The organism is Streptomyces sp. NPDC126497, assembly GCF_040302425.1.
Taxonomy (GTDB): domain Bacteria; phylum Actinomycetota; class Actinomycetes; order Streptomycetales; family Streptomycetaceae; genus Streptomyces.
This window is the reverse complement of sequence record NZ_JBEORT010000044.1, coordinates 1-22,817: the sequence shown is the minus strand read 5'-3', so window position 1 is coordinate 22,817 and position 22,817 is coordinate 1. Positions and strand designations below refer to the sequence as shown.

Sequence of the window (22,817 nt, the reverse complement as noted above, 5' to 3'; positions counted from 1 at the left end):
GCTGCTTCACGCACCTTGCAACTCCGGTCCGCTACACAGCGGTTGGACCAACGGAAGCCGACGGGCGAGAGCCCGCCGGCACACCGACGGGGGCACGGCCTGTGGGGGACGTGATGGACTTCGGCACGCAGGGCGCGCAGGCCCCGGCCGACCTCGCCTGGCTGCGAGGCGTGGACGCCTACACGATGGGCGCCTATCCGCAGGCGGAGGAGGAGTTCCGGACCGCGGTGCGCCTCGACCCGGGGATGGCCGACGGCTGGCTGGGGCTGCACGCGCTGCGCGTCGACACGACGGCCGCGCTGCTCAGGATGTTCCGGCACCGGCAGCGCTTCGGCGAACAGCGCGCCCGGCACCGCCGCACCCTCAACTCCTGGTACTGGCTGGGCTGGTGGGTGCAGCCGGTGCTGGAGAGCCCCCGCGATCTGCTGCTGGCGCACGCCTCCCACTGGCTGGACGGCCGGCACGTCCCCGAGCTGGACCGGGCGCTCGCCGGACTGCCCCCGGTGGACACCGATCCGCAGGTCCGCTTCCTGCACGCCTGCCGCGCCTATCTCGTCAAGGACTGGGAGCAGCTGGTGCGGTACACGGACTCCCTCGTCGAGGACCCGGTGCTCGGCATCGAGGCCGGCCTGTTCGGCGGCATGGCACGGGTGCGCCTGGAGATGTACGGACAGGCGGAACCGCTGCTGTCGGCGGCCCTGATGCGGTGCCGCAGCGAACAGCCGCAGCGCAAGGAGCTGCGCTACTGGCTGGCCCGCGCCCACGAGGGGACCGGCCGCACCGCCGCGGCGCTCCCCCTGTACCGGGCCGTGCACCGGGTCGATCCGGCCTTCATGGACACCTCCGCCCGGCTCGCCGCGATCGCCGAGGGCGACGGGTACGACGACTCCGCCGATCTCGCCGCGATCACGCTCACCGGCGCCGGGCAGGACGTGATGGACGGCCCCGACACGCTCGATCCGTTCTTCGGCCCCGAGGGGCGCGACCTGCGGCTGTCCGAGCCCGCGCCGGGTCCCCCGCCCCCGGCCGCCGCTCCGGGCGTGCGCGAGCGGGCGGGCGCCGGGGGGTCACCGCCGCTGCCCTCCGGGCCCACGGACCCCGCGCTGCTGGAGGAGGCGCTCGCCGAACTGGAGCGCATGGTGGGCCTGGAGCCGGTGAAACGGCAGGTCAAGGCCTTGTCCGCGCAGCTGAACATGGCACGGCTGCGGGCCGGGCAGGGGCTGCCGGTGCAGCCGCCGAAGCGTCACTTCGTCTTCTCCGGTCCCTCCGGGACGGGGAAGACGACGGTGGCCCGCATCCTGGGCCGCGTGTTCTACGCCCTCGGACTGCTCGGCGGCGACCACCTGGTGGAGGCCCAGCGGGCGGACCTGGTCGGTGAGTATCTGGGGCAGACCGCGGTGAAGGCCAACGAGCTGATCGACTCCGCGCTCGGCGGGGTGCTGTTCGTGGACGAGGCGTACGCGCTCTCCAACTCCGGGTACGGCAAGGGGGACGCCTACGGGGACGAGGCGCTGCAGGTGCTGCTGAAGCGGGCGGAGGACAACCGGGATCATCTGGTGGTGATCCTCGCCGGGTATCCGGAGGGGATGGACCGGCTGCTGGCCGCGAACCCCGGGCTGTCGTCGCGGTTCACCACGCGCGTGGACTTCCCCTCGTACCGGCCGCTGGAGCTGACCGCGATCGGTGAGGTGCTGGCCGCGGAGAACGGGGACGTGTGGGACGAGGAGGCCCTGGACGAACTACGGTCGATCGCCGGGCACGTGGTCGATCAGGGCTGGATCGACGAGCTGGGGAACGGACGGTTCCTGCGGACGCTGTACGAGAAGAGCTGCGCGTACCGGGATCTGCGGTTGTCCGTGTATCCGGGGGCGTTGACCCGGGACGATCTGGCCACGTTGCGGTTGCCGGATCTGATGCAGGCGTACGGGGAGGTGCTGTCGGGGAGGGGGCCGGCGGACCCACCGGGGCTGTGAGGCCCCGGTGGGCGGGCCGACGGGGGTGTTCGCCCGCCCACCGCGGAGGCACCTCCCCCACTCCCGGCTCCTCTCGAGCGGGGGAGGCACGACGTCCCGCGGCTGCGGCGGCTACGTCGCCAGTGCCTCCTCCGGGGTTCCGCTCGCCCGCTGGGGGGTGACCGTCACCTCTCGGTGAGCCGGGTCCCGTACCTCCCCGACCAGGAGTTCCAGGACGTCCTCCAGGGCCACCAGACCCAGGACCCCGCCGGTGGGGCCGGAGACCTGGGCCAGGTGGGTCGCGGCGCGGCGCATCACCGTGAGGGCGTCGTCCAGGGGGAGTTCGGGGCGGAGGGTCGTCATCGGACGCCACAGGTGCTGTGGGACGGCACGGTCGGAGTCCTCCAGGTCCAGTACGTCCTTGACATGCAGGTACCCCATGAAGGCGCCGTTGTCCGCGGCCACCGGGAAGCGGGAGTAGCCGGTGCGGGCGGTGAGCTCCACGACCTGGCCCGGGGTCACCGCGGGAGTGACGGTCACCAGCGACTCGCGGTCCAGCAGGACGTCCGTCACCGGGCGGGAGCCCAGCTCCAGCGCGTCCTCCAGGCGCTCGGCCTCCTCGGGGTCGAGGAGGCCCGCCTGGCCGGAGTCCTCCACCAGCCGGTTGAGCTGTTCGCTGGTGAAGACCGCCTCGACCTCGTCCTTCGGTTCGACGCGGAAGAGCCGCAGGACGGCCTGGGCGCAGGCGCCGAGCGCGAAGGTGACCGGCTTGCACAGACGGGCGAACCAGACCAGTCCGGGGCTCAGCCACAGCGCGGCCTTCTCGGGGGCCGCCATCGCCAGGTTCTTCGGGACCATCTCGCCGATGACGAGGTGGGAGAAGACCACCGCGGCGAGCGCGATGACGTAGCCGAGCGGGTGGATCATGCCGTGCGGCAGGTGGATCCACTCGAAGACCGGCTCCAGCAGGTGGGCGACGGTCGGTTCGGCGACCGCGCCCAGCGTCAGGGAGCAGACGGTGATGCCGAACTGGGCGGCCGCCATCATCTGCGGCAGGTGCTCCAGGCCGTACAGCACCCGGCGGGCGCGGGCCGTGCCGAGCGGTTCGATCTGGCTGCGGCGGACCGAGACCAGGGCGAACTCGGCGCCGACGAAGAAGCCGTTGGCGAGCACGAGCAGCGCGGCGAAGAGGAGGTGCAGCACGCTCATCCGGCCACCTCCACCAGGGGCAGCGGGGCCGTCCTGACCAGGCGGACGCGTTCGGCGCGGTAGTGGCCGACCCGGCGCACCGACAGCCGCCAGCCGGGCAGTTCCGCGTGGTCGCCGACGACCGGGATCCGGCCGAGCAGATCGGCGACCAGGCCGGCCACCGTCTCGTACGGCCCCTCGGGCACCTCCAGGCCCATCCGCAGCAGGATGTCGACCCGGGCTCCGCCGTCGACGTCCCAGGCGGGGTTGCCGTCCTCGGGCGGGGCGGGGGCGAGTTCGGGGACGTCCTGTCCGTCGTGCTCGTCGCGCACCTCGCCGACGATCTCCTCGACGATGTCCTCCAGCGTGACGACGCCGGCCGTGCCGCCGTACTCGTCGACGACGACCGCGATGGGCTGCTCGCTGCGCAGCCGGGTGAGCAACGGCCGTACGGGCAGGGTCTCGGGGACGAGCAGCGCCGGGCGGGCGATGCGGCCCACGGGGGTGCGCAGCCGGTCGCGCCCCGGCACCGCGAGGGCGTCCTTGAGGTGCACCATGCCGACGATCTCGTCGATCCGCTCCCGGTAGACGGGGAAGCGGGACAGGCCGGTGGCCCGGGTCAGGTTGACCACGTCCTCGGCGGTCGCCGAGGACTGCAGGGCGCTGACCTTCACGCGCGGGGTCATGACGTGCTGCGCGGTCAGTTCGCCGAGGGACAGGGTGCGGACGAAGAGGTCCGCCGTGTCCTGTTCCAGGGCGCCGGCCCGGGCGGAGTGCCGGGCCAGGGAGACGAGCTCGCCGGGGGTGCGGGCGGAGGCCAGCTCCTCGGCGGGCTCGATGCCCAGGGCCCGCACCAGACGGTTGGCCACGGCGTTCAGCCCGGCGATGACCGGGCGGAAGAGCCGGGCGAACGCGTGCTGCGGGCCGGCCACGAAGCGGGCGACCTGCAGGGGGCGGGAGACCGCCCAGTTCTTCGGCACGAGTTCGCCGATCACCATCTGCACCGCGGAGGCCAGCAGCATGCCGACGACGACGCAGACGCCGGGGACCGCGCCCTCGGGGACGCCGAGGCCGGTGAAGGGGCCGTGCAGCAGTCCGGCGAGCGCCGGCTGCGCCAGCATGCCGACGACGAGGGAGGTGATGGTGATGCCGAGCTGGGTGCCGGAGAGCTGGAAGGAGAGCTCCCTGAGCGACTCGACGACCCGGCGGGCACGCCGGTCGCCGCCCGCGGCGGCCCGTTCGGCGTCCGGTCGCTCGACGGTGACCAGGCCGAACTCGGCGGCCACGAAGAATCCGTTGGCCAGGATCAGCAGGAAAGCGGCTGCGAGGAGCAGCAGGGGGGTGGTCATGATGCCGCCGCCTCCGCATGCGCGCGGACCTCGGGATGCGGGTCCGCGCTATGTCGGCAGGGGGCGGCGCAGGTACTGCAGGACGATCCGTCCATCGCCGGAGAGGGTCACTCCTCGGGTAGCTGGGGCCCCTGGGCACCGGGCGGGGCGGCAGGGGCGGAGGCGCCGTCGTCGCGCCTCCGCCCACCAGATTAATCAAGACACGGGCGACTGCGGCAGGTGGACGTCCCCGACGCTTTCCGGAGGCGTACCCCGAGCCGTCCCGGAGGGGCGGCCCCGGGTCAGCTCCGGGGCGCCCCGGGCCCGGCCGTGGAGCGGGCCTCGGCGAGCGCCCGCAGGGCGCGTGCGTCGGCGACGGCCCGTTGTCTGGCGATGCCCGGCTGGATGCCGAGCACGGGCATGCTGGTGCCGTCGCTGAGGTCGAGGAAGACCCAGGGATCACCGGGACGGAGGTTCACCCGAAGGATCTCCGCCCACTCCAGGCGGCGCCGGCTCACGATGTTGACGACGGTGACGCCCGTCTCGTCGGCGACGACCTTCGGCCGGGCCAGCAGGAACAGCACGCCGGCCAGCAGCGCGGCGGTGAACACGAAGCTGAGCCGCTCCCCGGGGCCGAGCCGGTCCAGCAGCAGCCCGATCAGGGCGACGACCACGAAGAGCGCGGTGCCGGAGGCGAGCAGCACCGCGCGGGTGCGGCCCGGACGGAAGGTGACGGGCAGGGCGGGCGGCCGGCCCGCGGTCGCGTCGGACATGGCGGTGCTCCGGACCCGGTCAGAGGCGGCAGGCGTGGATGGCCGTGGTGAGGATGGCGCGGGCGCCGATGTCGTACAGATCGTCCATGATCCGCTGTGCCTCCTTGGACGGGACCATCGCGCGGACGGCGACCCAGCCCTCGTTGTGCAGCGGGGACACGGTGGGGGACTCCAGGCCCGGGGTGAGGGCCACGGCCTTCTCGAGCTGTTCGACGCGGCAGTCGTAGTCCATCATCACGTACGTCCGGGCGACCAGGACGCCCTGCAGGCGGCGCAGGAACTGCCGCACCTTGGGCTCCTCGCCGTCCGCGCCGGTGGTGGGGGTCCCCCCGGGCGAGTGTGTTCGAGCCCGGGGGAGGATGACGACGGCCTCGGACTTCATGATCGGTTCGCCGGCGATCTCCAGACCGGCGTTGCGCAGCGAGGTGCCCGTCTCGACGACGTCGGCGATGACCTGGGCGACACCGAGCTGGACGGCGGTCTCGACGGCGCCGTCGAGGTGGACGACGGAGGCGTCGATGCCGTGGTCGGCGAGGTGCCCCGCGACGATGCCCTCGTACGAGGTGGCGATCGTCTTGCCCGCCAGGTCCGCCAGGCCGCCGATGGTGCCCGGCCTGGCGGCGTAGTGGAAGGTGGAGCGGGCGAATCCGAGGGGGAGGATCTCCTCGGCGTCGGCCCCGGAGTCGACCAGCAGGTCGCGGCCGGTGATGCCGATGTCGAGCTGTCCGGAGGCGACGTAGATGGCGATGTCGCGCGGACGGAGGTAGAAGAACTCGACCTCGTTCGTCGGGTCGACGGTCCGCAGTTCCTTGGACTCGCGGCGCTGCCGGTAGCCGGCCTCATGCAGCATCTCCGCCGCAGGGCCGGACAGGGAACCCTTGTTGGGGACGGCGATGCGCAGCATGAGGTCGGCTTCCTTCGTGTGGAGGGGTGTGACGCGGACGTGGGGTTTACAGGTGGGCGTAGACGTCGTCGAGGGAGATGCCGCGGGCGACCATCATCACCTGGACGTGGTAGAGCAGCTGCGAGATCTCCTCGGCGGCCGCCTCCTTGCCCTCGTACTCGGCGGCCATCCAGACCTCGGCCGCCTCCTCGACGACCTTCTTGCCGATGGCATGGACGCCCTTGTCGACCAGCTCGGCGGTGCGGGAGGTGGCGGGATCGCCGTGGGCGGCCTTGTGCTGGAGCTCGGTGAAGAGCTCCTCGAACGTCTTCTTGGACATGGTGGTCCTTACCCTACGCGGTGACGGGGACTGCTCACCGCCAGGGTTCGGATACCGAACGCAAGCAGGCGGCGGTGGCCACGGCCGCGGTGACCGCCTCGTGGCCCTTGTCCTCGCTGGAACCGGGCAGTCCGGCGCGGTCCAGGGCCTGCTCCTCGTCGTCACAGGTGAGCAGGCCGAAGCCGACGGGGACGCCGGTGTCGACCGAGACCTGGGTGAGGCCCTGGGTGACGCCCTGGCACACGTAGTCGAAGTGGGGCGTGCCGCCCCGGATGACGACGCCGAGGGCGACGACCGCGTCGTAGCCGCGGCCGGCCAGGACCTTGGCGACGACCGGGAGTTCCCAGCTGCCGGGCACCCGGAGCAGGGTCGGTTCGTCGATGCCGAGGTCGTGCAGGGCGCGCAGGGCGCCGTCCACCAGTCCGTCCATCACCTTCTCGTGCCACTGCGCGGCGATGACGGCGACCCGCAGGTCCCCCACGTCGCGTACGGACAGCTCCGGTGCACCCTTGCCGCTCACGTCTCTCCTCGTTGGTTCTCGTCACTGGTTGCCGCAGGCGGGCACGGTCGGCGTGTCCAGCCAGGGCAGGTCGTGGCCCATCCGGTCCCGCTTGGTGCGCAGGTAGCGGAGGTTGTGCTCGCTCGCGGTGACGGGCATCGGCTCGCGGCCGGTGACCTCGATGCCGTGGCGGACGAGCGCGTCGGTCTTGTCGGGGTTGTTGGTCATCAGCCGGACGCTGCGCACGCCGAGGTCGGCGAGGATCTGCGCGCCGGCGCCGTAGTCGCGGGCGTCGGCGGGCAGGCCGAGTTCGAGGTTGGCGTCGAGGGTGTCCCGGCCGCGTTCCTGGAGCTCGTAGGCGCGCAGCTTGGACATCAGGCCGATGCCGCGTCCCTCGTGGCCGCGCAGGTAGACGACCACGCCGCGGCCCTCGGCCTGGATGCGCTCCAGGGAGGCGTCGAGCTGGGGGCCGCAGTCGCAGCGCCGGGAGCCGAAGACGTCGCCGGTGAGGCATTCGGAGTGGACGCGGACGAGGACGTCCTCTCCGTCGCCGATCTCTCCGTGGACGAGGGCGACGTGCTCGACGCCGTCGACGGTGGAGCGGTAGCCGTGGGCGGTGAAGGTGCCGTGGGAGGTGGGGAGCCGGACCTCGGCCTCGCGGCGGACGGTGGGCTCGGCGGAGCGGCGGTAGGCGATCAGGTCCTTGATGGAGATGATCGTCAGACCGTGCTTGCGGGCGAACGGGACCAGCTCGGGCAGCCGGAGCATGGTGCCGTCCTCGCCGGCGATCTCGACGATGGCGCCGGCCGGGCGCAGGCCGGCGAGGCGGGCGAGGTCGACGGCGGCCTCGGTGTGGCCGTCACGCACGAGGACGCCGCCGGGGCGGGCCCGCAGCGGGAAGACGTGGCCGGGGCGGACGAGGTCGGCCGGTTCGGCGGCGCCGCTCGCCAGCAGCCTGAGCGTGGTGGCGCGGTCGGCGGCGGAGATGCCGGTGCTCACCCCGTGGGCGGCGGAGGCGTCGACGGAGACGGTGAACGCGGTGTTCATCGACTCGGTGTTGTCGTCCACCATCTGCGGGAGCCGCAGCCGGTCCAGTTCGTCGCCCTCCATGGGGGCGCAGATCAGGCCGCGGCACTCGCTCATCATGAAGGCGACGATCTCGGGGGTGGCCTTCTCGGCGGCGACCACGAGGTCGCCCTCGTTCTCGCGGTCCTCGTCGTCGACGACCACGACCGGGCGGCCGGCCGCGATGTCGGCGACGGCCCGCTCGACGGGGTCGAGAGCGAGGTCCTCGAAGTCGTCGGTGCCGTACCGGACGGGTGGGATCGAGGGGGTGGCGCGAGGGGGGTCCCCCCAGGCCCTCTGCTCCGGGGGAGCCCCGTGCGGGGTGGTGGCGGGTGACGGGTGGGCGCTCATGCCGGCGCTCCTTCCAGGGCGGGCCGCGCGTCGCGGGAGCGCAGCCACCAGTCGCGCAGGCCCCAGAGGACCAGTGCGCCGTAGACGACGTAGACGAAGCCGGAGAAGGCGAAGCCGTTGGCGAAGTTCAGGGGGACGCCGACGAGGTCGACGAGCAGCCAGGCGAACCAGAACTCGACCATGCCGCGGGCCTGCGCGTACATGGCGACGACCGTGCCGACGAAGATGTAGGCGTCCGGCCAGGGGTCCCAGGACAGGGACGGGTAGAGGGTGAACAGCCCGCCGACGACGAGGGTGCCGAGGGCGGCCCCGCCGAGCAGTGCACCGCGCTCGCGCCAGGTGGCGAACCGCACGGCGACGGAGCCGTCCTGCGCCTGCCGCCGGCCGCGGTTCCACTGCCGAAAGCCCCAGGCGGCGACGAGCATGACGACGATCTGCTTGCCGGCGCTGCCGGAGAGGTGGGCGGTGGCGAAGGCGGCGAAGAGGATGAGCCCGGAGACGAACTGGGCGGGCCAGGTCCACAGGGAGCGCCGCCAGCCGAGGGCGAGGGCGATCAGACCGATCACGTTGCCGATCATGTCCGACCACTTGATGTGCTGGTCGAAGAGGACGAAGGCCTCGGAGTTGAGCCAGTTCACCGGGCGGCCCCCTCACCGGCGGCGCGGTCGCCGAGCATCCGCTCGACGTACTTGGCGATGACGTCCACCTCGAGGTTGACCGGGTCGCCGGGCTGTTTGATGCCGAGCGTGGTCAGGGCGAGGGTGGTGGGGATGAGGCTGACGGTGAAGGAGTCGGGCCCGGCGTCGACGACGGTCAGGCTGATGCCGTCGACGGTGATGGAGCCCTTCTCCACGACGTAGCGGGAGAGGCCGGCGGGGAGGGAGATCCTCACGATCTCCCAGTGTTCCGACGGCTCGCGGCCGAGGATCTCGCCGGTGCCGTCGACGTGGCCCTGGACGATGTGGCCGCCGAGGCGGGAGCCGACGGCCGTGGGGCGTTCGAGGTTGACGCGGGAGCCGGCGGCGAGGACGCCGAGGCTGGAGCGCTTCAGGGTCTCCGCCATGACGTCGGCGGTGAATTCGTCGCCCTCGTGCTCGACGACCGTGAGGCAGACGCCGTTGACCGCGATGGAGTCGCCGTGCTTCGCGCCTTCGGTGACGACGGGGCCGCGCAGCCGGAAGCGACAGGCGTCGCCGAGGGTCTCGACGGCGGTGACCTCGCCCAGCTCTTCGACGATTCCGGTGAACACTTCCCGGGTCCTCCTGCCTCTTCGGGCACGGACTCCGGGGCTGTCGTTGACGACAGGGACCGCGGACGAGGACACCGGGAGCGACGCCGGACAGGGCCCGCCCAGAGGGCGAACCGGTACGGCGGCGCGCATGGATGCCCGCCCGCCGCGCACTGCCTCCCATCCGGACTTTAACCGTCGGTCCAGGAATTTCACCTGGTCAACCGATCGCTGGAGGCGACCGGGTCGCGGACTGTAACCGCCGGTTCGGACTTTCACCGACCCCGGAGTGCGCTGCTACTGGTACAGGGCCAGTGTGCCACGACCGGCCGCCCTCCATGCGGGCGAGTGGTGTGGGGTGGCTCACAGGAAGTGACGCGGAGACCACCGGGGGTCGCGCGGGGACGCAACTCCCCCGCCGGGGAGTTCCCTTGACGGCCCGCCGAATTGGTCCATACCTATTGACGCTTTGGTCTAGTCCTCTTAGGGTCCGAGCCACCTTCCCCGGAGAGGAACCCACTGTGCCGTCCCCCTCACGCCCCGGAGCGAGACCCGCGCTGCTCGCCTCCACCGCCGCCGTCGCCGGCCTGCTGCTCGCCGCCCTCCCGGCCACCGTCTCGCACGCCGCCGACCAGGAGTCCTGTCGTCCCGACGGGCTGTACTCGACGCCCGGCGTCGACGTCCCCTACTGCTCGGTCTACGACTCGGCCGGCCGGGAGAGGATGGGCGCCGACCACCAGCGCCGGGTGATCGGCTACTTCACCGGCTGGCGCACCGGCAAGGACGGGAAGCCCGCCTACCTCGCGTCCGACATCCCGTGGGACAAGATCACCCACATCAACTACGCGTTCGCGCACATCGACAAGGGCAACGAGATCTCGGTCGGTCCGGACACCGCCGCCAACCCGGCGACGGGCATGACGTGGCCCGGTGTGGCCGGCGCGGAGATGGACCCGCGCCTGCCCTACAAGGGCCACTTCAACCTGCTCGACAAGTTCAAGAAGCAGCACCCGGACGTCAAGACGCTGATCTCGGTGGGCGGTTGGGCCGAGACCGGCGGCTACACCGACGACGGCGGGAACCGCGTGGACTCCGGCGGCTTCTACTCGATGGCCACCAACGCCGACGGCTCGGTCAACCAGGCCGGCATCGACACCTTCGCCGACTCGGCGGTCGACTTCATCCGGACGTACGGCTTCAACGGCGTCGACATCGACTACGAGTACCCGACGACGATGAAGGACGCGGGCAACCCGCTCGACTGGTCCTTCGCCAACGCCCGCCGGGCCGGGCTGGTCAAGGGCTACGCGGCGCTGATGAAGACGCTGCGCGAGAAGCTGGACCGCGCGGGCGCGGCGGACGGCAGGCACTACATGCTCACCGTGGCCGCCCCCTCCTCCGGCTACCTGCTGCGCGGCATGGAGACCTTCCAGGTCCAGAAGTACCTGGACTACGTCAACATCATGTCCTACGACCTGCACGGCGCCTGGAACGAGCACGTCGGCCCGAACGCCTCGCTCTTCGACGACGGCAAGGACGCCGAGCTGGCCGCCGCGAACGTCTACGGCAGCGCCCAGTACGGCGGCGTCGGCTACCTCAACTCCGACTGGGCCTACCACTACTTCCGCGGCTCCATGCCGGCCGGCCGCATCAACATCGGCCTGCCCTACTACACCCGCGGCCACAAGAACGTCCAGGGCGGGACCGACGGCCTGTGGGGCAAGGCGTCCGCCTCCTCCTGCCCGGCGGGCTCCGGCCTGACCAAGTGCGGTGACGGCGCCGTCGGCATCGACAACCTCTGGCACGACCTCGACACCGCCGGCAAGGAGTCCCCGGCGGGCTCCAACCCGATGTGGCACGCCAAGAACCTCGAGAAGGGGATCGTCGGCGACTACGTCACCGACTACGGCTTCCCGGCGGACACGAAGCTGACGGGCACGTACGCCCGCAGGTACGACCCGACGCTGGTCGCCCCCTGGCTGTGGAACGCCGAGAAGAAGGTCTTCCTCTCCACCGAGGACGAGCAGTCGGTCGGGGCCAAGGCCGACTACGTCGTGGACCGCGGCATCGGCGGCGCCATGATCTGGGAGCTGGCCGGCGACTACGACTGGAACGCGGCCAAGGGCCAGTACGAGACGGGCGACACGCTCACCTCGCTGATGTACGACACGTTCAGGGCGGCCGCGCCGTACGGCGCGAGGAAGTCGAACGCGGCCCTGCCGGCGGAGGCCGTGAACGTGGACGTGGAGTTCACGGACTTCAAGCTGGGTGACTCCAACTACCCCATCACGCCCAAGCTGCGGATCACGAACAACACGAGGACCGCGCTGCCGGGCGGTACGGAGTTCCGGTTCGACTACGCGACCTCGGCCCCGGGGAACGCCTCCGACCAGTCCGGCTTCGGCACCAAGGTCATCAGCAGCGACCACACGGGCGGCAACGTGGGCGGCCTGAAGGGCGACTTCCACCGGGTGTCGCTGAAGCTGCCGGCGTGGCAGTCGCTGGCGCCGGGCGCGACCGTCGACCTGTCGTTCAACTACTACCTGCCCGTGTCGACCCCGTCGAACTGGACGGTGACGATCGGCGGCAAGGCGTACGCCCTCGCCGGGGACCTGGCGCGCGGGACGACCGTCGTCGAGCCGGGCGGCGGCACGACGCCGACCGACCCGCCCACGACGCCGCCCGGCGACTGCGCGGCCCCGGCCTGGGACGCCTCGGCCGCGTACGGCGGGGGCAGCGTGGTGTCCCACGGGGGCCACGTCTGGAAGGCGCAGTGGTGGACGAAGGGCGAGGAGCCCGGCACCACCGGCGAATGGGGGGTGTGGCGGGACCAGGGAGCCTGCTGACCCCCACGGACCGGCCCGGCGGCGGTGACGACGGCCCTTGCCCGCCGCCGGGCCTCACCACGCGCGGATGCGCCCGGTGCCGGACCCGGAGAAGCTGGACCCCGTACGGGGGCGGGTCCCCGGGCCGATGTCACATCCGGCGTCGGTCGGTCCGTCCCGGCAGACGCGGGGCGCTCCGTCGGGGGGCGCCGGGTGTCCGGAGGGACGGAACGACATGAGCACGATCCTGGTGACCGGCGGTACCGGAACGCTCGGCCGGCACGTCGTCGCGCGGCTGCGGGCGGACGGACACGAGGTGCGGGGGCTCAGCCGGCACGCTCGGCCGTACGCCGTCGACCTGCGCGAAGGCGGGCCGGCGCTGGACGGGGCCGTCACGGGCGTGGACACGGTCGTGCACTGCGCGACGTCACCGCGCGGCGGCGACGAGAAGGCCGCGCGGAACCTGATCGCGGCGGCCCGGCGGGCCGGGGTCGGACACCTCGTGTACATCTCGATCGTCGGGGTCGACCGGGTGCCGTTCGGCTACTACACGTCCAAGCTGGCCGTGGAGCGGCTGGTCGAGGAGTCGGGGCTGGGCTGGACGGTGCTGCGCGCCACCCAGTTCCACGACCTGGTGTTCACGGTCCTCCAGGGCATGGCCAGGTTGCCGGTCCTGCTGCTGCCGGCCCGGGTGAAGGACCAGCCGGTCGACGTCACGGAGGTCGCGGACCGCCTGGCAGAGCTGGCCCAGGGCGCGCCGGCGGGCCGCGTCGACGACATGGGCGGTCCGGAGGTCCGGACGTTCGACTCCCTGGCCCGCGCGTATCTGAGGGCCACGGGCCGCCGCCGTGCGGTGGTGGGGGTCCCGCTGCGCGGCGCGGCCTACGACGCCTTCCGCGCCGGCGGCCACCTCGCCCCGGAGCGGGCGGTCGGCCAGGGCACGTTCGACGAGTATCTGACGAAACGATGCGGAGCCCGCGTCGCCCACCGGTGAGCGGGCGTTCGCCGCGTGTCCGCCCCTGCGGCGGGCCACGCGGGCGGGCCGTCCGCGGCCGGTCCGTGAGCAGGGGGCGGGCGCTCCGCCGGACGTGCGGGGCGGTGCGGTGCCGTCGATCGTCCGCGGCGCCGTCGTGGCTGGTCGCGCAGTTCCCCGCGCCCCTTCGGGGCGCTGCCGGGCCGTGGCGGATCCCGCGCCGGGCCTCTCAGTGCCCTGGCACGCCGAACAGTTCTTCCTGGGCCCGGTCGCGGGCGGTCAGGAGGGCTCCGCGGAGCACCGCGCCGCCGCCCAGGGCGCTGGGCCGTACATCGGCGGGCAGGGGCGACATGGCGGCCAGGCGGTCCCGCACCCGCGCGGCGAGCGCCTCGCCGCCGGCCTGACCGATCTCGCCGCCCAGGACCACGTGGCCGGGGTCGAGCAGCGCGACCACCGAGGCGACGCCCACGGCGATCCGGTCGGCCAGGGTGTCGAGGAAGCGCGCCTCCGGGGACGCGGGCTCGGACGACGCCACGGCCGCCCGCACCGCGCCCGCCGCCGGCTCGGTCCCCGGCTCCGCCGCGACGCCGTACTCCTCCGCCAGCCGGGCGACCGCCGTCGCGCCCACCAGGGAGTGGAAGCCGCCCGCACAGTCGGTGGCCGACGGCAGGCCGCTCGTGCCCGGTACCGGGAGGAAGCCGATCTCGCCCGTGCCGCCGGAGGCGCCCCGGCGCAAGGCGCCGTCGAGGATCACGGCGGCGCCGGTGCCGTGCCCCAGCCACAGCAGGACGAAGGTGTCCCGGTCGCGGGCCGCTCCGTCGCGCTGCTCGGCCAGCGCCGCGAGGTTGGTCTCGTTCTCCACGCTGACCCGGGCCTCGGGGAACCGTTCCTGGAGCACGGCGACCAGGCGCCGGTGCCACTCGGGCAGACCCGTGGAGTCGCGCAGTTCGCCGCTCGCGGGGTCGATCAGCCCGGGCGCGCCGATCCCGACGGTGTGCGGCCGGTCCGCGCCCGCCTCCTTCACCGTCCGCTCGACCAGCCCGACCGCCTGTTCGACCGCCGGCCCGGTCCCCGCATCCCCGGTGATGGGCAGGGCGGCCTCGGCCAGCACGTCGCCGACGAGGTCCGACACGACCACGGTGACGCCCTCGGTGCGGACGTCCAGCGCGGCCAGGTGCGCCCGGTCCGCGACGATGCCGTACAGCTTGGCGTTGGGGCCGCGCCGCTGCTCCCCCGCCTCGCCGGCCACCGCGATGAGCCCGGCGGCGGTGAGCCGCTCGACCAGGTCGGCGACGGTCGGCCGGGACAGCCCGGTCAGCTGCTTCAACTGCCCTGCGGTGAGCGGGCCTTCCTGCTGGAGCAGGCGCAGGGCGAGCCGGTCGTTGAGGGCTCTGGCGGTGCTCGGGGATGCGGCCATGCCGGGATCCTTCCAGATCGGCGGGGCCGGCCGGCGCAGGCGCCGCCCCGGATACCCCATATCTTTCAGGCAGGGTTCCTGATAGTTTACGGCAGCGCATACGGGAACCGACGGCCGGGAGGGGCGGGACGATGAGCACAGTGGTCCATCGACAGCGCGAGGTGAGGCGGGCGCGGTACGCCGTGGCCGCCGTGTTCGCCGTGCACGGCGCCGTCACCGGCTCGTTCGCCACCCGCGTCCCCTGGATCCAGGACCACGCCGGGGTGAGCGCCGGACAGCTGGGCCTCGCGCTCGCCTTCCCCGCCCTCGGCGCGTCCCTCGCGATGCCGCTGGCGGGAAGGATCAGCCACCGCTTCGGCGCCCGCACGGCGCTGCGCGGCCTGATCGCGCTGTGGACGCTCGCGCTGACCCTGCCGTCGATCGCCCCGAACCTGCTCACCCTCTGCCTGGCCCTGTTCGTCTACGGCGCCACGGCCGGCATGTCCGACGTGGCGATGAACGCGCTGGGCGTGGAGGTGGAGAACCGGCTCGACAAGTCGATCATGTCGGGGCTGCACGGCATGTGGAGCGCCGGCGCCCTGGTCGGCTCGGCGGCCGGCACGCTCGCCGCCCACCTCGGCGCGGACGCACGGCTGCACCACGGGATCGCGGCCGCCGCCTTGACGGTGGCGGGCGTGACCGCCTGCGCCTGGGTGCTCGACCTGCAGCCCGCCGAGGACGAGGAGCCGCCGCCGCGGTTCGCCCTGCCGCCCCGCTCCGCGCTGCTGATCGGCGCGATCGGTTTCTGCGCGGTGTTCGCGGAGGGCGCGAGCCTGGACTGGTCGGCGGTCTACCTGCGCGACCGGCTGGAGACCTCGGCCGGTCTCGCGGCGGCCTGCACCACCGGTTTCACGCTCACCATGGCGATCGCCCGGATCGCCGGGGACCGCGTGGTGGACCGCTACGGCGCCGTGCGCACGGTCCGCGCGAGCGGGGTGATCGCCCTGCTGGGCGGACTGCTGATCGTGTTCGCCCAGCACCCCGCGACGGCGATGGGCGGGTTCGCGCTGATGGGGCTCGGCATCGCGGTGGTCGTGCCGCTGTGCTTCGCCGCCGCCGGCCGCAGCGGTTCCAACCCGGCCCTGGCCATCGCGGGCGTCGCGACCATCACCTACACCTCCGGCCTGGTCGCCCCGAGCGCGATCGGCCTGCTGGCCCAGGCGACCAGTCTGATGGTGTCGTTCGTCCTGGTGACGGTGCTGTCGTGCGGCATCGCCGGCTTCGCGGGCGTACTGCGCGCGGGGGACCGCACGAAGGTCACGCGTCCGGAGGCAGCAGTTCCCGAGCCCCGTCCCTGAACGTCTCGCTCCAGGGCGCCGGGCGCAGGGTCGTGGCGTCCAGCCGCACCAGCACCCGGCTGCCCCGCGCGTAGGTCACCGCGCCGTCCGCCGAGCAGAAGCGGAAGCCGTACGTCAGTCCGGTCCTGCCGAGCCGCTCCAGCCACAGGTGGACCGCGTAGGCGCCGGCCCGGGTCACCGGGGCCTCGTAGCCGATGCGCAGCTCCCGGACCGCGTTGCAGGCGTCGCCGGCCGCCTCCCAGTCGCCCTCGAAGCGGACGCCCTTCTCCTGCCACAGCTCGGTCCAGGCCCGCTCGACCAGCAGCGGATAGCGGGCGTTGTGCAGCAGTCCCAGCGCGTCGAGGTCGTCGAAGTGGACGGTCACGGGGATCAGCCGGCCGTACGACAGGGCGGGGGCGGGCGGGGCTTCGGCGGTCACGGGCGGGACTCCTGGGACGTACGGGATGAGTGCCGCTTACATCGAACAGCGGCGCGCCCTCATCCTAAGCAGACGCTCAGCCGGGTCGGCCACGCCCGTCCGCCTGTACGAAGCACTCCTGCTCAGCCCCCACAATGGTCCGGACACGCTGCACGTACGACGAAAGCGACAGCCCATGAATCTCGGCGTCCGCTGGACACTGCACGGCGACGGACGCACTCCGGCCCCCGGCGCGGTGGTCCGCCCCGACGAACGGCTCTCCTGGCCCCGCACCGCGGGCCTGGGCGCCCAGCACGTCGTGGCGATGTTCGGCGCCTCCTTCGTCGCGCCGGTGCTCATGGGCCTCGACCCCAACCTCGCGATCATGATGTCGGGCGTCGCGACGATCGTCTTCCTGCTGGCCACCCGCGGCCGGGTGCCCAGCTACCTGGGCTGCTCGCTCTCCTTCGTCGGCGTCGCCGCGGTCATCCGGGCCCAGGGCGGCTCCAGCGCCACCGTGACCGGCGCGGTGTTCGTGGTCGGGGCCGCGCTGTTCCTGGTGGGTCTCGCGGTGCGGCACTTCGGCGCGCGGATCATCCACGCCGCGATGCCGCCGGTCGTCACCGGCGCGGTGGTGATGCTGATCGGCTTCAACCTGGCACCGGTGACCGCCTCCACCTACTGGCCGCAGGACCAGTGGACCGCCCTGTTCGTGATGCTGTTCACCGGGCTCGCCGTGGTCTGCCTGCGCGGCTTCTGGTCCCGCATCGCGATCTTCCTCGGGCTGGTCTTCGGGTACGTGCTGTCCTGGGCGCTCGACCGGATCTTCGGCAGGATCCACTCGGCGGACGCGAGCGGCGAGGTCACCGACCACTGGCGCCTGGACCTGTCCGGCGTGGGGCAGGCCGACTGGATCGGCCTGCCGACCCTGCACGGCCCGTCCTTCGAGTGGTCGGCGATCCTGGTCGCCCTGCCGGTGGTCATCGCGCTGATCGCCGAGAACGCCGGGCACGTCAAGGCGGTCGGCGAGATGACCGGCGACGACCTCGACGACGAACTCGGCACGGCCATCTCCGCCGACGGTGTCGGCTCCATGCTGTCCACCGCGGTCGGCGGTCCGCCCAACACCACCTACTCCGAGAACATCGGCGTGATGGCCGCGACCCGCGTCTACTCCACGGCCGCCTACTGGGCCGCCGCCGGCTTCGCCCTGCTGTTCGGCCTGTGCCCCAAGTTCGGCGCGGTCGTGGCGGCCGTCCCGGGCGGTGTGCTCGGCGGGATCACCGTCATCCTGTACGGCATGATCGGCCTGCTCGGCGCCCAGATCTGGACCAACGCCAAGGTGGACCTGCGCAATCCGCTGAACCTGGTGCCGGCCGCGGCGGGCATCATCATCGGCGTCGGCAACGTCTCGATGGAGTTCACCGACACCTTCTCGCTCAGCGGCATCGCGCTCGGCACGCTGGTCGTCATCACCGGCTACCACGCGCTGCGCGCCTTCGCGCCCGCCCACCTCAAGACGCAGGAGCCGCTGCTCGACGAGGGCACCTCCTCCTACGACACCGACGACACCGACGGCACCGAGGGGGACCGGCGCGCCACGTCGTAGGCGGCCGGGGGCTCGCGCACGGTACTGCCCCCTCCCCCGCGACGGGCGTGTTCCCCCGTTCCGGGGACGCGTCGGGCCCGCCGCCACCGGCGCCACCCCAAAGGTGCGACTCTGCGCTCATGGTGCGATGCGAACAAGTCCTCACCGCCGTGGACGGGGTCGTCTCCCGTATGCGCGCCCTGGACGCGGACCTGCCCGCGCGGGACGGGGTCGCGGTGTTCAACCGTGTCTACCTCGCCGTCACGGAGGCCGTGGACCGGCGGATCGACGCGGGCCGGTTCCCGGACGCGCGGGCGGCGATCACGCTGGACGTGCGGTTCGCGGAGCGCTATCTGGCGGCGGTGGACGCGGGGTCGCGGGAGCGGCGGCCGCCGGCCTGCTGGCGCCCGCTGTTCCAGTTCCGCCGCCACCCCGGAGTACGTCCGCTGCAGTTCGCGCTCGCGGGCATCAACGCGCACATCGGCCACGACCTCGCGCTCGCCGTCGTGGACACCTGCCGTGCGCTCGCCTGCGAACCTGCCGACCTGGAGGACGAGTTCGACCGGGTGGGCGATCTCCTCCTCTCCCTGGAGGAGGAGATCCGCGAGGAACTGACGCCGGGCCCCGAGCTGCTGCGGATCGCCGACCCGCTGACCCATCTGCTGGGCGCGTGGAGTCTGGAACGCGCCCGGGACGCGGCCTGGACGGCGGCCCGCGCCCTGTGGGCGCTGCGCGGACTGCCGGACGTCGCCGGGGAGTTCACCGAACGCCTGGACACGGCGGTGGGCTTCGCCGGCCGCATGCTGCTCACCCCGCTGCCGGACTGACCCGGCCGCCGCCGGGCGACGGCCCCCGGCCCGGGTGCCGCCGGTCCTTCACGCCAATGGCCCCGGGAACGGCCCGGCGGCATGCGCCCCGGTGGGAGGTGTGACAGCGTCACGAGGATCGGTCCCGTTCCCGCACTCGCTTCGAGAGGGGCACATGATGGTCGGCGCGGTTCTCGAAGCGGGGGCACGGGGCACCCTGTCGTGGGGAGGGGCGTTCAGCCCGGGTCAGTACCTGGCGCTGCTGCCGATCGCGGCCGGGACGCTGGTCGGCGCCTGGTCGGGACGGCGGTGGTCACACCGCTCGACCACGCTGCTCGGGGCCGCCTCGGGGGCGCTGCTGGCCGTGGCCGGGGCCGACGTCGTGCCGCACGCGCTCCACGAGGCGCACGAGGCGGGGCTCTCCCCCTGGGTCGTGCCGATGGCCGTCGGGACCGCTTTCGCCCTCGCCTCGGCGGGACGCCTGCTGCGCCGGCGGTGTGCGCCGGGGCGCCTTCCGAGCGCCTGGACGGCGGCGGCCCTCGTGCTGCACCGGCTGGTGGAGGGGATGACGGTCGCCCTGGTGGCCTCGGTCCCCGTGGTGGCCGCGCTGGTCGTGCACTCCGTCAGCGAGGGACTCGCGCTGACGGCGGTCCTCGACGCACGGGGGCGACGGCCCCTGACCCCGTGGCTGGTCGTCGTCTGCCTGAGCCCGCTGGTGGGCGGCTGGATCACCCTGGCGGTGCCCGTACCGGAGTGGACGCACGTCGTGCTGCTCGGCGCGGTCGCGGGTGTACTGCTGCGGGGCGCGGGCGCGTCCCTGGCACTGGCCCGCCGCCGGGCGGCCGCGGAGCCCGCGGGGCCGCCCGTACTGCTGGCACTGGGGTCGGCCGCCGTCGTCACCGTGACAGCCGTGCTGGTCCTGCGCTGACCTCGTCCCGGCGCGCCGCGTCCCCGTGCCCCGGGCGGGACACGGGACGGCACCGGCCGCCGGGGTCCGGGAGGGCTCACTCCTCGGGCAGTTCCACCGGCGCGATCTCGTCGTAGACGTCACCGGGGCCCGGGTTGGTCGGGTCGGTCTCGCCGCCGAAGTGGTGCATGACGCCCCAGACCGCGTTCAGCGCGGTCTGGACGGCGCCCTCCGCCCAGCCCGCCGTCCAGGAGATGTCGTCCCCGGCGAGGAAGACGCCCCGCTTGTCCTCGGGCAGCGTCTCCTGCATGAAGTGGGTGAACAGGCGGCGCTGGTAGCGGTAGTGGCCGGGCAGGTTGGCCTTGAACGCGCCCATGAAGTAGGGCTCGTTCTCCCAGGAGACGGTCACCGGGTTGCCGATGATGTGCTTCCGGATGTCGACCTTGGGGTAGATCTCGCCGAGCGACTTCAGCATGACCTCCATCCGCTCGTTCGCGGACAGCGGCAGCCACTTCAGGCTGTCGTCGCACCAGGTGTAGGAGAGGCAGATGACGGCGGGCCTGTCCGGGCCGTCGTCCAGCAGGTACGTCCCGCGGGTCATGCGGTCGGTGAGCGTCATCGACATGACGTCCCGCCCCGTGTCCTCGTCCTTGTCGAGCCAGAACGGCCGGTCGACCGGCACGAAGAGCTTGGAGCTCTCCATGTAGTGGGTGCGCTCGATGGCGGTCCAGTGGTCGATCGGGAAGAGCGAGTCGTCGCAGGCGATCTTGGACAGCAGCATCCAGGACTGGGCGGTGAAGACCGCCGCCCGGTAGGTGCGGATGTCGCCGGCCGCGTCCGTCACCGTGATGTGGTTGCCGGCGGTGCGGTGGAGCCGGGTGACCGCCGGGCGGGGCTCGCCGTCCGCGTGGAGGGACTTCAGCGAGGTGCCGTACGGCCAGTGGACGATCTTCTCCGGCTCGCGCTCCCACAGCCGTAGCGGCAGCTGCTGGGAACCGCCGACGATGCCGCGGTGGTGGTCGTCGGCCTCGGTGTAGACGACCCGCAGGATCTCCAGGATGGAGTTGGGGAAGTCGGTGTCCCAGCCGCCGGTGCCGAAGCCGACCTGCCCGAAGATCTCGCGGTGCCGGAAGGACTTGAAGGCCTCGGAGTCGCAGAGGAAGCCGTAGAAGGTCTGGTTGTCCAGCTTCTCGACCAGCTTGGCCCAGATCTCGCGGATGCGCGGGACGTCGCGCTCGCGCAGGGCGCGGTTCATCTCGGAGAAGTCGGCGCCCTCCTCGAGGCACCTGGCCCAGGCGTCGGCCACGTCCCGGTAGACCTGGGGCAGGTCGTCGAGGGTCTTGGCGTAGTGCGTCTCGCCCTTCAGGTCGACGACGGTGGACGGCGTCGTCTCGGCGAGGGGGTTGGGGAACGGGCGGGTCTCGAGACCCACCAGGTCGATGTAGTGCTGGAGCGCCGTGGAGGACGGCGGGAAGCGCATCGCCCCCATCTCCGCGGTCAGCGAGGGGTCGCACCCCTCGAAGCCGACGGTCCGCAGCCGCCCGCCGATCCTGTCGGCCTCGTAGACGACGGGCTTGAGGCCCATCTTCATCAGCTCGTACGCGGCGACGATGCCGGACAGGCCGCCGCCGATCACCGCGACCTCGGTGCCGTGCTCGGTCGCCGGGATCTGGCCGAGGCCCGCCGGGTGGGCGAGGAAGTCGTCGTACGCGTACGGGAAGTCCGGGCCGAACATGGTGATCGGCGGCTGCTGCTCGTCGGCGTGCTCGATCGCGTTGGGCACGGTGGACGTCATGGGGTACGGACTCCTTGCACAGGTGAAGCGGGGTGGGGGTCAGACGAGGGACCCGTAGAGGCCGGGGCGGCGGTCGGTCAGGTACGGGTTCGCCTCGCGGGAGGCTGCGAGGAACACCGGGTCGGCGTCGGCGAGGACCAGTTCCTCCCGGCGGCCGGCACGGGCGCGGGCCACTCCGTCGGGTCCGGCGAGCGTGGACAGCCCGACGAACTCGAACTCGCCCTCGGGGCCGACCCGGTTGACGTACGCCACGTACATCTGGTTCTCGAAGGCCCGCACCGGCACCAGGTGCTCGGCGACGAACTGGAACGGGTGCATCTGCGCGGTCGGCACGAGCAGGAGGTCGGTGCCGGCGAGGGCGTGGGCGCGCACGTTCTCCGGGAACTCGACGTCGTAGCAGATCATCAGGCCGACGGTGAGGCCGTTCAGCTCGGCCTGGACGACCGGCTGCCCGCCCGGCGTGAAGTGGTCACGCTCGAAGCAGCCGAAGAGGTGGGTCTTGCGGTAGCCCGCGAGGCGGGTGCCGTCGGCGGAGATGAGCTGCACCGAGTTGTAGACGTGCCCGCCGTCCCGCTCGGGATAGCCGTAGGCGATCGCGAGGCCGTGCCGGGTGGCGCTCTCGGCGACCGCGTCGGCCGCGTCGCCGTCGGCGGGCTCGGCGAGCCGGCCGATGTCGTCGCCGATCGCGTACCCCGTCAGGAACAGCTCCGAGGTGACGAGCAGCCCGGCGCCCGCGGCGGCGGCACGGCCGGCCGCCTCGTCGAGGACCTTGAGGTTCTCGGCGACGGATCCGGGCCGTCCGGAGCTCTGGAGCAGGGCGGTGCGCATACGTGTTCCTCACCGGTACGCGGGGGTTTCGGGGGGCAGGAAGACGGTACGGTCGGCCGGCTCGGGCGGACAAGACGGAGCCGTTGCGCGTCCCCGGGCGGTTCGTTGCGTCCGGGACGGGATCGGCGGCGATTCGTTGCGCCGGCCCCACCGCCGTGCGGTGTGCGGTGGGATCGGCGGGGAGATCCGTGCCGATCCCGGCGGTTGCGGGGTGCCTCCCGACGCTCGACCGCGCTCGAGCGGGAGGCGCCCCCACCGCACCGGCGACACGACTGCCCGCCGGGGGGGGGCGAAGGCCGGCAGCCGCCTGCGGCGGGAAGGGGACGGGGCGGCCGCC

The 22,817-nt window shown here is 72.9% G+C and carries 20 protein-coding genes and 1 riboswitch; of the genes, 7 read left to right on the top strand and 13 right to left on the bottom strand.

All coding sequences use genetic code 11. The features are described from left to right. The first annotated feature begins 113 nt into the window (after nt 1-113). Nucleotides 114-1,973 carry an AAA family ATPase gene (locus ABTY20_RS19605; protein WP_351998275.1) on the top strand — a complete coding sequence of 620 codons (1,860 nt, stop codon included), beginning with the start codon at nt 114-116 and terminating at the stop codon, nt 1,971-1,973. A 111-nt stretch (nt 1,974-2,084) separates the two neighbouring features. On the opposite strand, the gene ABTY20_RS19600 is transcribed toward ABTY20_RS19605, so the two are convergent. The 9 genes from ABTY20_RS19600 to ABTY20_RS19560 all read right to left on the bottom strand — a co-directional run bounded on the left by ABTY20_RS19600 (nt 2,085) and on the right by ABTY20_RS19560 (nt 9,628). Continuing rightward, a complete protein-coding gene (locus ABTY20_RS19600; protein WP_351998274.1) occupies nt 2,085-3,161 on the bottom strand; it encodes a hemolysin family protein in 1,077 nt (358 codons plus the stop codon). Continuing rightward, nucleotides 3,158-4,489, bottom strand: coding sequence for a hemolysin family protein (locus tag ABTY20_RS19595; RefSeq protein WP_351998273.1), 1,332 nt, complete (start codon nt 4,487-4,489; stop codon nt 3,158-3,160). The genes ABTY20_RS19600 and ABTY20_RS19595 overlap by 4 nt, the downstream gene beginning before the upstream one ends. Nucleotides 4,490-4,770: 281 nt before the next feature. Then, nucleotides 4,771-5,241 carry a PH domain-containing protein gene (locus ABTY20_RS19590; RefSeq protein WP_351998272.1) on the bottom strand — a complete coding sequence of 157 codons (471 nt, stop codon included), beginning with the start codon at nt 5,239-5,241 and terminating at the stop codon, nt 4,771-4,773. Nucleotides 5,242-5,260: 19 nt separating this feature from the next. Then, nucleotides 5,261-6,145 carry an ATP phosphoribosyltransferase gene (gene hisG / locus ABTY20_RS19585; protein ID WP_351998271.1) on the bottom strand — a complete coding sequence of 295 codons (885 nt, stop codon included), beginning with the start codon at nt 6,143-6,145 and terminating at the stop codon, nt 5,261-5,263. Nucleotides 6,146-6,191: 46 nt separating this feature from the next. Next, nucleotides 6,192-6,464, bottom strand: a complete 273-nt coding sequence (locus tag ABTY20_RS19580; RefSeq protein WP_004990764.1) for a phosphoribosyl-ATP diphosphatase — start codon at nt 6,462-6,464, stop codon at nt 6,192-6,194. A gap of 34 nt (nt 6,465-6,498) precedes the next feature. Next, the gene (gene ribH, locus ABTY20_RS19575; protein WP_030867847.1) at nt 6,499-6,984 is read right to left on the bottom strand and encodes a 6,7-dimethyl-8-ribityllumazine synthase; all 486 of its coding nucleotides are present in this window, start codon (nt 6,982-6,984) and stop codon (nt 6,499-6,501) included. 21 nt (nt 6,985-7,005) lie between these two features. Beyond that, nucleotides 7,006-8,379: a bifunctional 3,4-dihydroxy-2-butanone-4-phosphate synthase/GTP cyclohydrolase II gene (locus ABTY20_RS19570; RefSeq protein WP_351998270.1), complete on the bottom strand. Its 1,374-nt coding sequence runs from the start codon at nt 8,377-8,379 to the stop codon at nt 7,006-7,008. Further along, nucleotides 8,376-9,017 (bottom strand): nicotinamide mononucleotide transporter family protein, encoded by a 642-nt coding sequence (locus tag ABTY20_RS19565; RefSeq protein ID WP_351998269.1) that lies wholly within the window; start codon nt 9,015-9,017, stop codon nt 8,376-8,378. The genes ABTY20_RS19570 and ABTY20_RS19565 overlap by 4 nt, the downstream gene beginning before the upstream one ends. Further along, nucleotides 9,014-9,628 (bottom strand): riboflavin synthase, encoded by a 615-nt coding sequence (locus ABTY20_RS19560; RefSeq protein ID WP_351998268.1) that lies wholly within the window; start codon nt 9,626-9,628, stop codon nt 9,014-9,016. The genes ABTY20_RS19565 and ABTY20_RS19560 overlap by 4 nt, the downstream gene beginning before the upstream one ends. A gap of 145 nt (nt 9,629-9,773) precedes the next feature. Beyond that, nucleotides 9,774-9,904, bottom strand: a riboswitch (FMN riboswitch). 224 nt (nt 9,905-10,128) lie between these two features. Between ABTY20_RS19560 and ABTY20_RS19555 the strand changes: the two genes are divergently transcribed. Together ABTY20_RS19555 and ABTY20_RS19550 are read left to right on the top strand one after the other, a co-directional pair. Next, a complete protein-coding gene (locus ABTY20_RS19555) occupies nt 10,129-12,453 on the top strand; it encodes a chitinase C-terminal domain-containing protein (RefSeq protein WP_351998267.1) in 2,325 nt (774 codons plus the stop codon). 214 nt (nt 12,454-12,667) lie between these two features. Beyond that, nucleotides 12,668-13,426 carry an SDR family oxidoreductase gene (locus tag ABTY20_RS19550; protein WP_351998266.1) on the top strand — a complete coding sequence of 253 codons (759 nt, stop codon included), beginning with the start codon at nt 12,668-12,670 and terminating at the stop codon, nt 13,424-13,426. Between the two features lie 208 nt (nt 13,427-13,634). Here the strand turns inward: ABTY20_RS19550 and ABTY20_RS19545 are convergent, their stop codons facing one another. After that, nucleotides 13,635-14,822: an ROK family transcriptional regulator gene (locus tag ABTY20_RS19545; protein ID WP_351998265.1), complete on the bottom strand. Its 1,188-nt coding sequence runs from the start codon at nt 14,820-14,822 to the stop codon at nt 13,635-13,637. Nucleotides 14,823-14,953: 131 nt separating this feature from the next. Between ABTY20_RS19545 and ABTY20_RS19540 the strand changes: the two genes are divergently transcribed. Beyond that, on the top strand, nt 14,954-16,159 hold the full coding sequence (locus ABTY20_RS19540) for an MFS transporter (RefSeq protein ID WP_351998264.1): 1,206 nt from the start codon (nt 14,954-14,956) through the stop codon (nt 16,157-16,159). On the opposite strand, the gene ABTY20_RS19535 is transcribed toward ABTY20_RS19540, so the two are convergent. Continuing rightward, nucleotides 16,119-16,577, bottom strand: coding sequence for an acyl-CoA thioesterase (locus ABTY20_RS19535; protein WP_351998263.1), 459 nt, complete (start codon nt 16,575-16,577; stop codon nt 16,119-16,121). The genes ABTY20_RS19540 and ABTY20_RS19535 overlap by 41 nt on opposite strands. A gap of 175 nt (nt 16,578-16,752) precedes the next feature. On the opposite strand from ABTY20_RS19535, the gene ABTY20_RS19530 reads away from it, so the two are divergent. From ABTY20_RS19530 to ABTY20_RS19520, 3 genes are all read left to right on the top strand, one after another. After that, nucleotides 16,753-18,165 carry a uracil-xanthine permease family protein gene (locus ABTY20_RS19530; RefSeq protein ID WP_351998262.1) on the top strand — a complete coding sequence of 471 codons (1,413 nt, stop codon included), beginning with the start codon at nt 16,753-16,755 and terminating at the stop codon, nt 18,163-18,165. Nucleotides 18,166-18,284: 119 nt separating this feature from the next. Next, nucleotides 18,285-18,971, top strand: coding sequence for a DUF5995 family protein (locus ABTY20_RS19525; protein WP_351998261.1), 687 nt, complete (start codon nt 18,285-18,287; stop codon nt 18,969-18,971). A gap of 154 nt (nt 18,972-19,125) precedes the next feature. Continuing rightward, complete coding sequence (locus ABTY20_RS19520; RefSeq protein WP_351998260.1) at nt 19,126-19,878, top strand: ZIP family metal transporter; 753 nt, start codon at nt 19,126-19,128, stop codon at nt 19,876-19,878. 76 nt (nt 19,879-19,954) lie between these two features. On the opposite strand, the gene ABTY20_RS19515 is transcribed toward ABTY20_RS19520, so the two are convergent. Together ABTY20_RS19515 and ABTY20_RS19510 are read right to left on the bottom strand one after the other, a co-directional pair. Then, nucleotides 19,955-21,652 carry a flavin monoamine oxidase family protein gene (locus ABTY20_RS19515; protein WP_351998259.1) on the bottom strand — a complete coding sequence of 566 codons (1,698 nt, stop codon included), beginning with the start codon at nt 21,650-21,652 and terminating at the stop codon, nt 19,955-19,957. A gap of 39 nt (nt 21,653-21,691) precedes the next feature. After that, complete coding sequence (locus ABTY20_RS19510; RefSeq protein ID WP_351998258.1) at nt 21,692-22,480, bottom strand: carbon-nitrogen hydrolase family protein; 789 nt, start codon at nt 22,478-22,480, stop codon at nt 21,692-21,694. Nucleotides 22,481-22,817: the final 337 nt, after the last annotated feature.

Coding starts and splice junctions, on each gene's coding strand:
- ABTY20_RS19550 (WP_351998266.1), top strand. CDS start 12,668: ATGAGCACGATCCTGGTGACCGGCGGTACCGGAACGCTCGGCCGGCAC.
- ABTY20_RS19590 (WP_351998272.1), bottom strand. CDS start 5,241: ATGTCCGACGCGACCGCGGGCCGGCCGCCCGCCCTGCCCGTCACCTTC.
- ABTY20_RS19600 (WP_351998274.1), bottom strand. CDS start 3,161: ATGAGCGTGCTGCACCTCCTCTTCGCCGCGCTGCTCGTGCTCGCCAAC.
- ABTY20_RS19540 (WP_351998264.1), top strand. CDS start 14,954: ATGAGCACAGTGGTCCATCGACAGCGCGAGGTGAGGCGGGCGCGGTAC.
- hisG (WP_351998271.1), bottom strand. CDS start 6,145: ATGCTGCGCATCGCCGTCCCCAACAAGGGTTCCCTGTCCGGCCCTGCG.
- ABTY20_RS19525 (WP_351998261.1), top strand. CDS start 18,285: ATGGTGCGATGCGAACAAGTCCTCACCGCCGTGGACGGGGTCGTCTCC.
- ABTY20_RS19595 (WP_351998273.1), bottom strand. CDS start 4,489: ATGACCACCCCCCTGCTGCTCCTCGCAGCCGCTTTCCTGCTGATCCTG.
- ABTY20_RS19510 (WP_351998258.1), bottom strand. CDS start 22,480: ATGCGCACCGCCCTGCTCCAGAGCTCCGGACGGCCCGGATCCGTCGCC.
- ABTY20_RS19515 (WP_351998259.1), bottom strand. CDS start 21,652: ATGACGTCCACCGTGCCCAACGCGATCGAGCACGCCGACGAGCAGCAG.
- ABTY20_RS19520 (WP_351998260.1), top strand. CDS start 19,126: ATGATGGTCGGCGCGGTTCTCGAAGCGGGGGCACGGGGCACCCTGTCG.
- ABTY20_RS19545 (WP_351998265.1), bottom strand. CDS start 14,822: ATGGCCGCATCCCCGAGCACCGCCAGAGCCCTCAACGACCGGCTCGCC.
- ABTY20_RS19570 (WP_351998270.1), bottom strand. CDS start 8,379: ATGAGCGCCCACCCGTCACCCGCCACCACCCCGCACGGGGCTCCCCCG.
- ABTY20_RS19580 (WP_004990764.1), bottom strand. CDS start 6,464: ATGTCCAAGAAGACGTTCGAGGAGCTCTTCACCGAGCTCCAGCACAAG.
- ABTY20_RS19530 (WP_351998262.1), top strand. CDS start 16,753: ATGAATCTCGGCGTCCGCTGGACACTGCACGGCGACGGACGCACTCCG.
- ABTY20_RS19605 (WP_351998275.1), top strand. CDS start 114: ATGGACTTCGGCACGCAGGGCGCGCAGGCCCCGGCCGACCTCGCCTGG.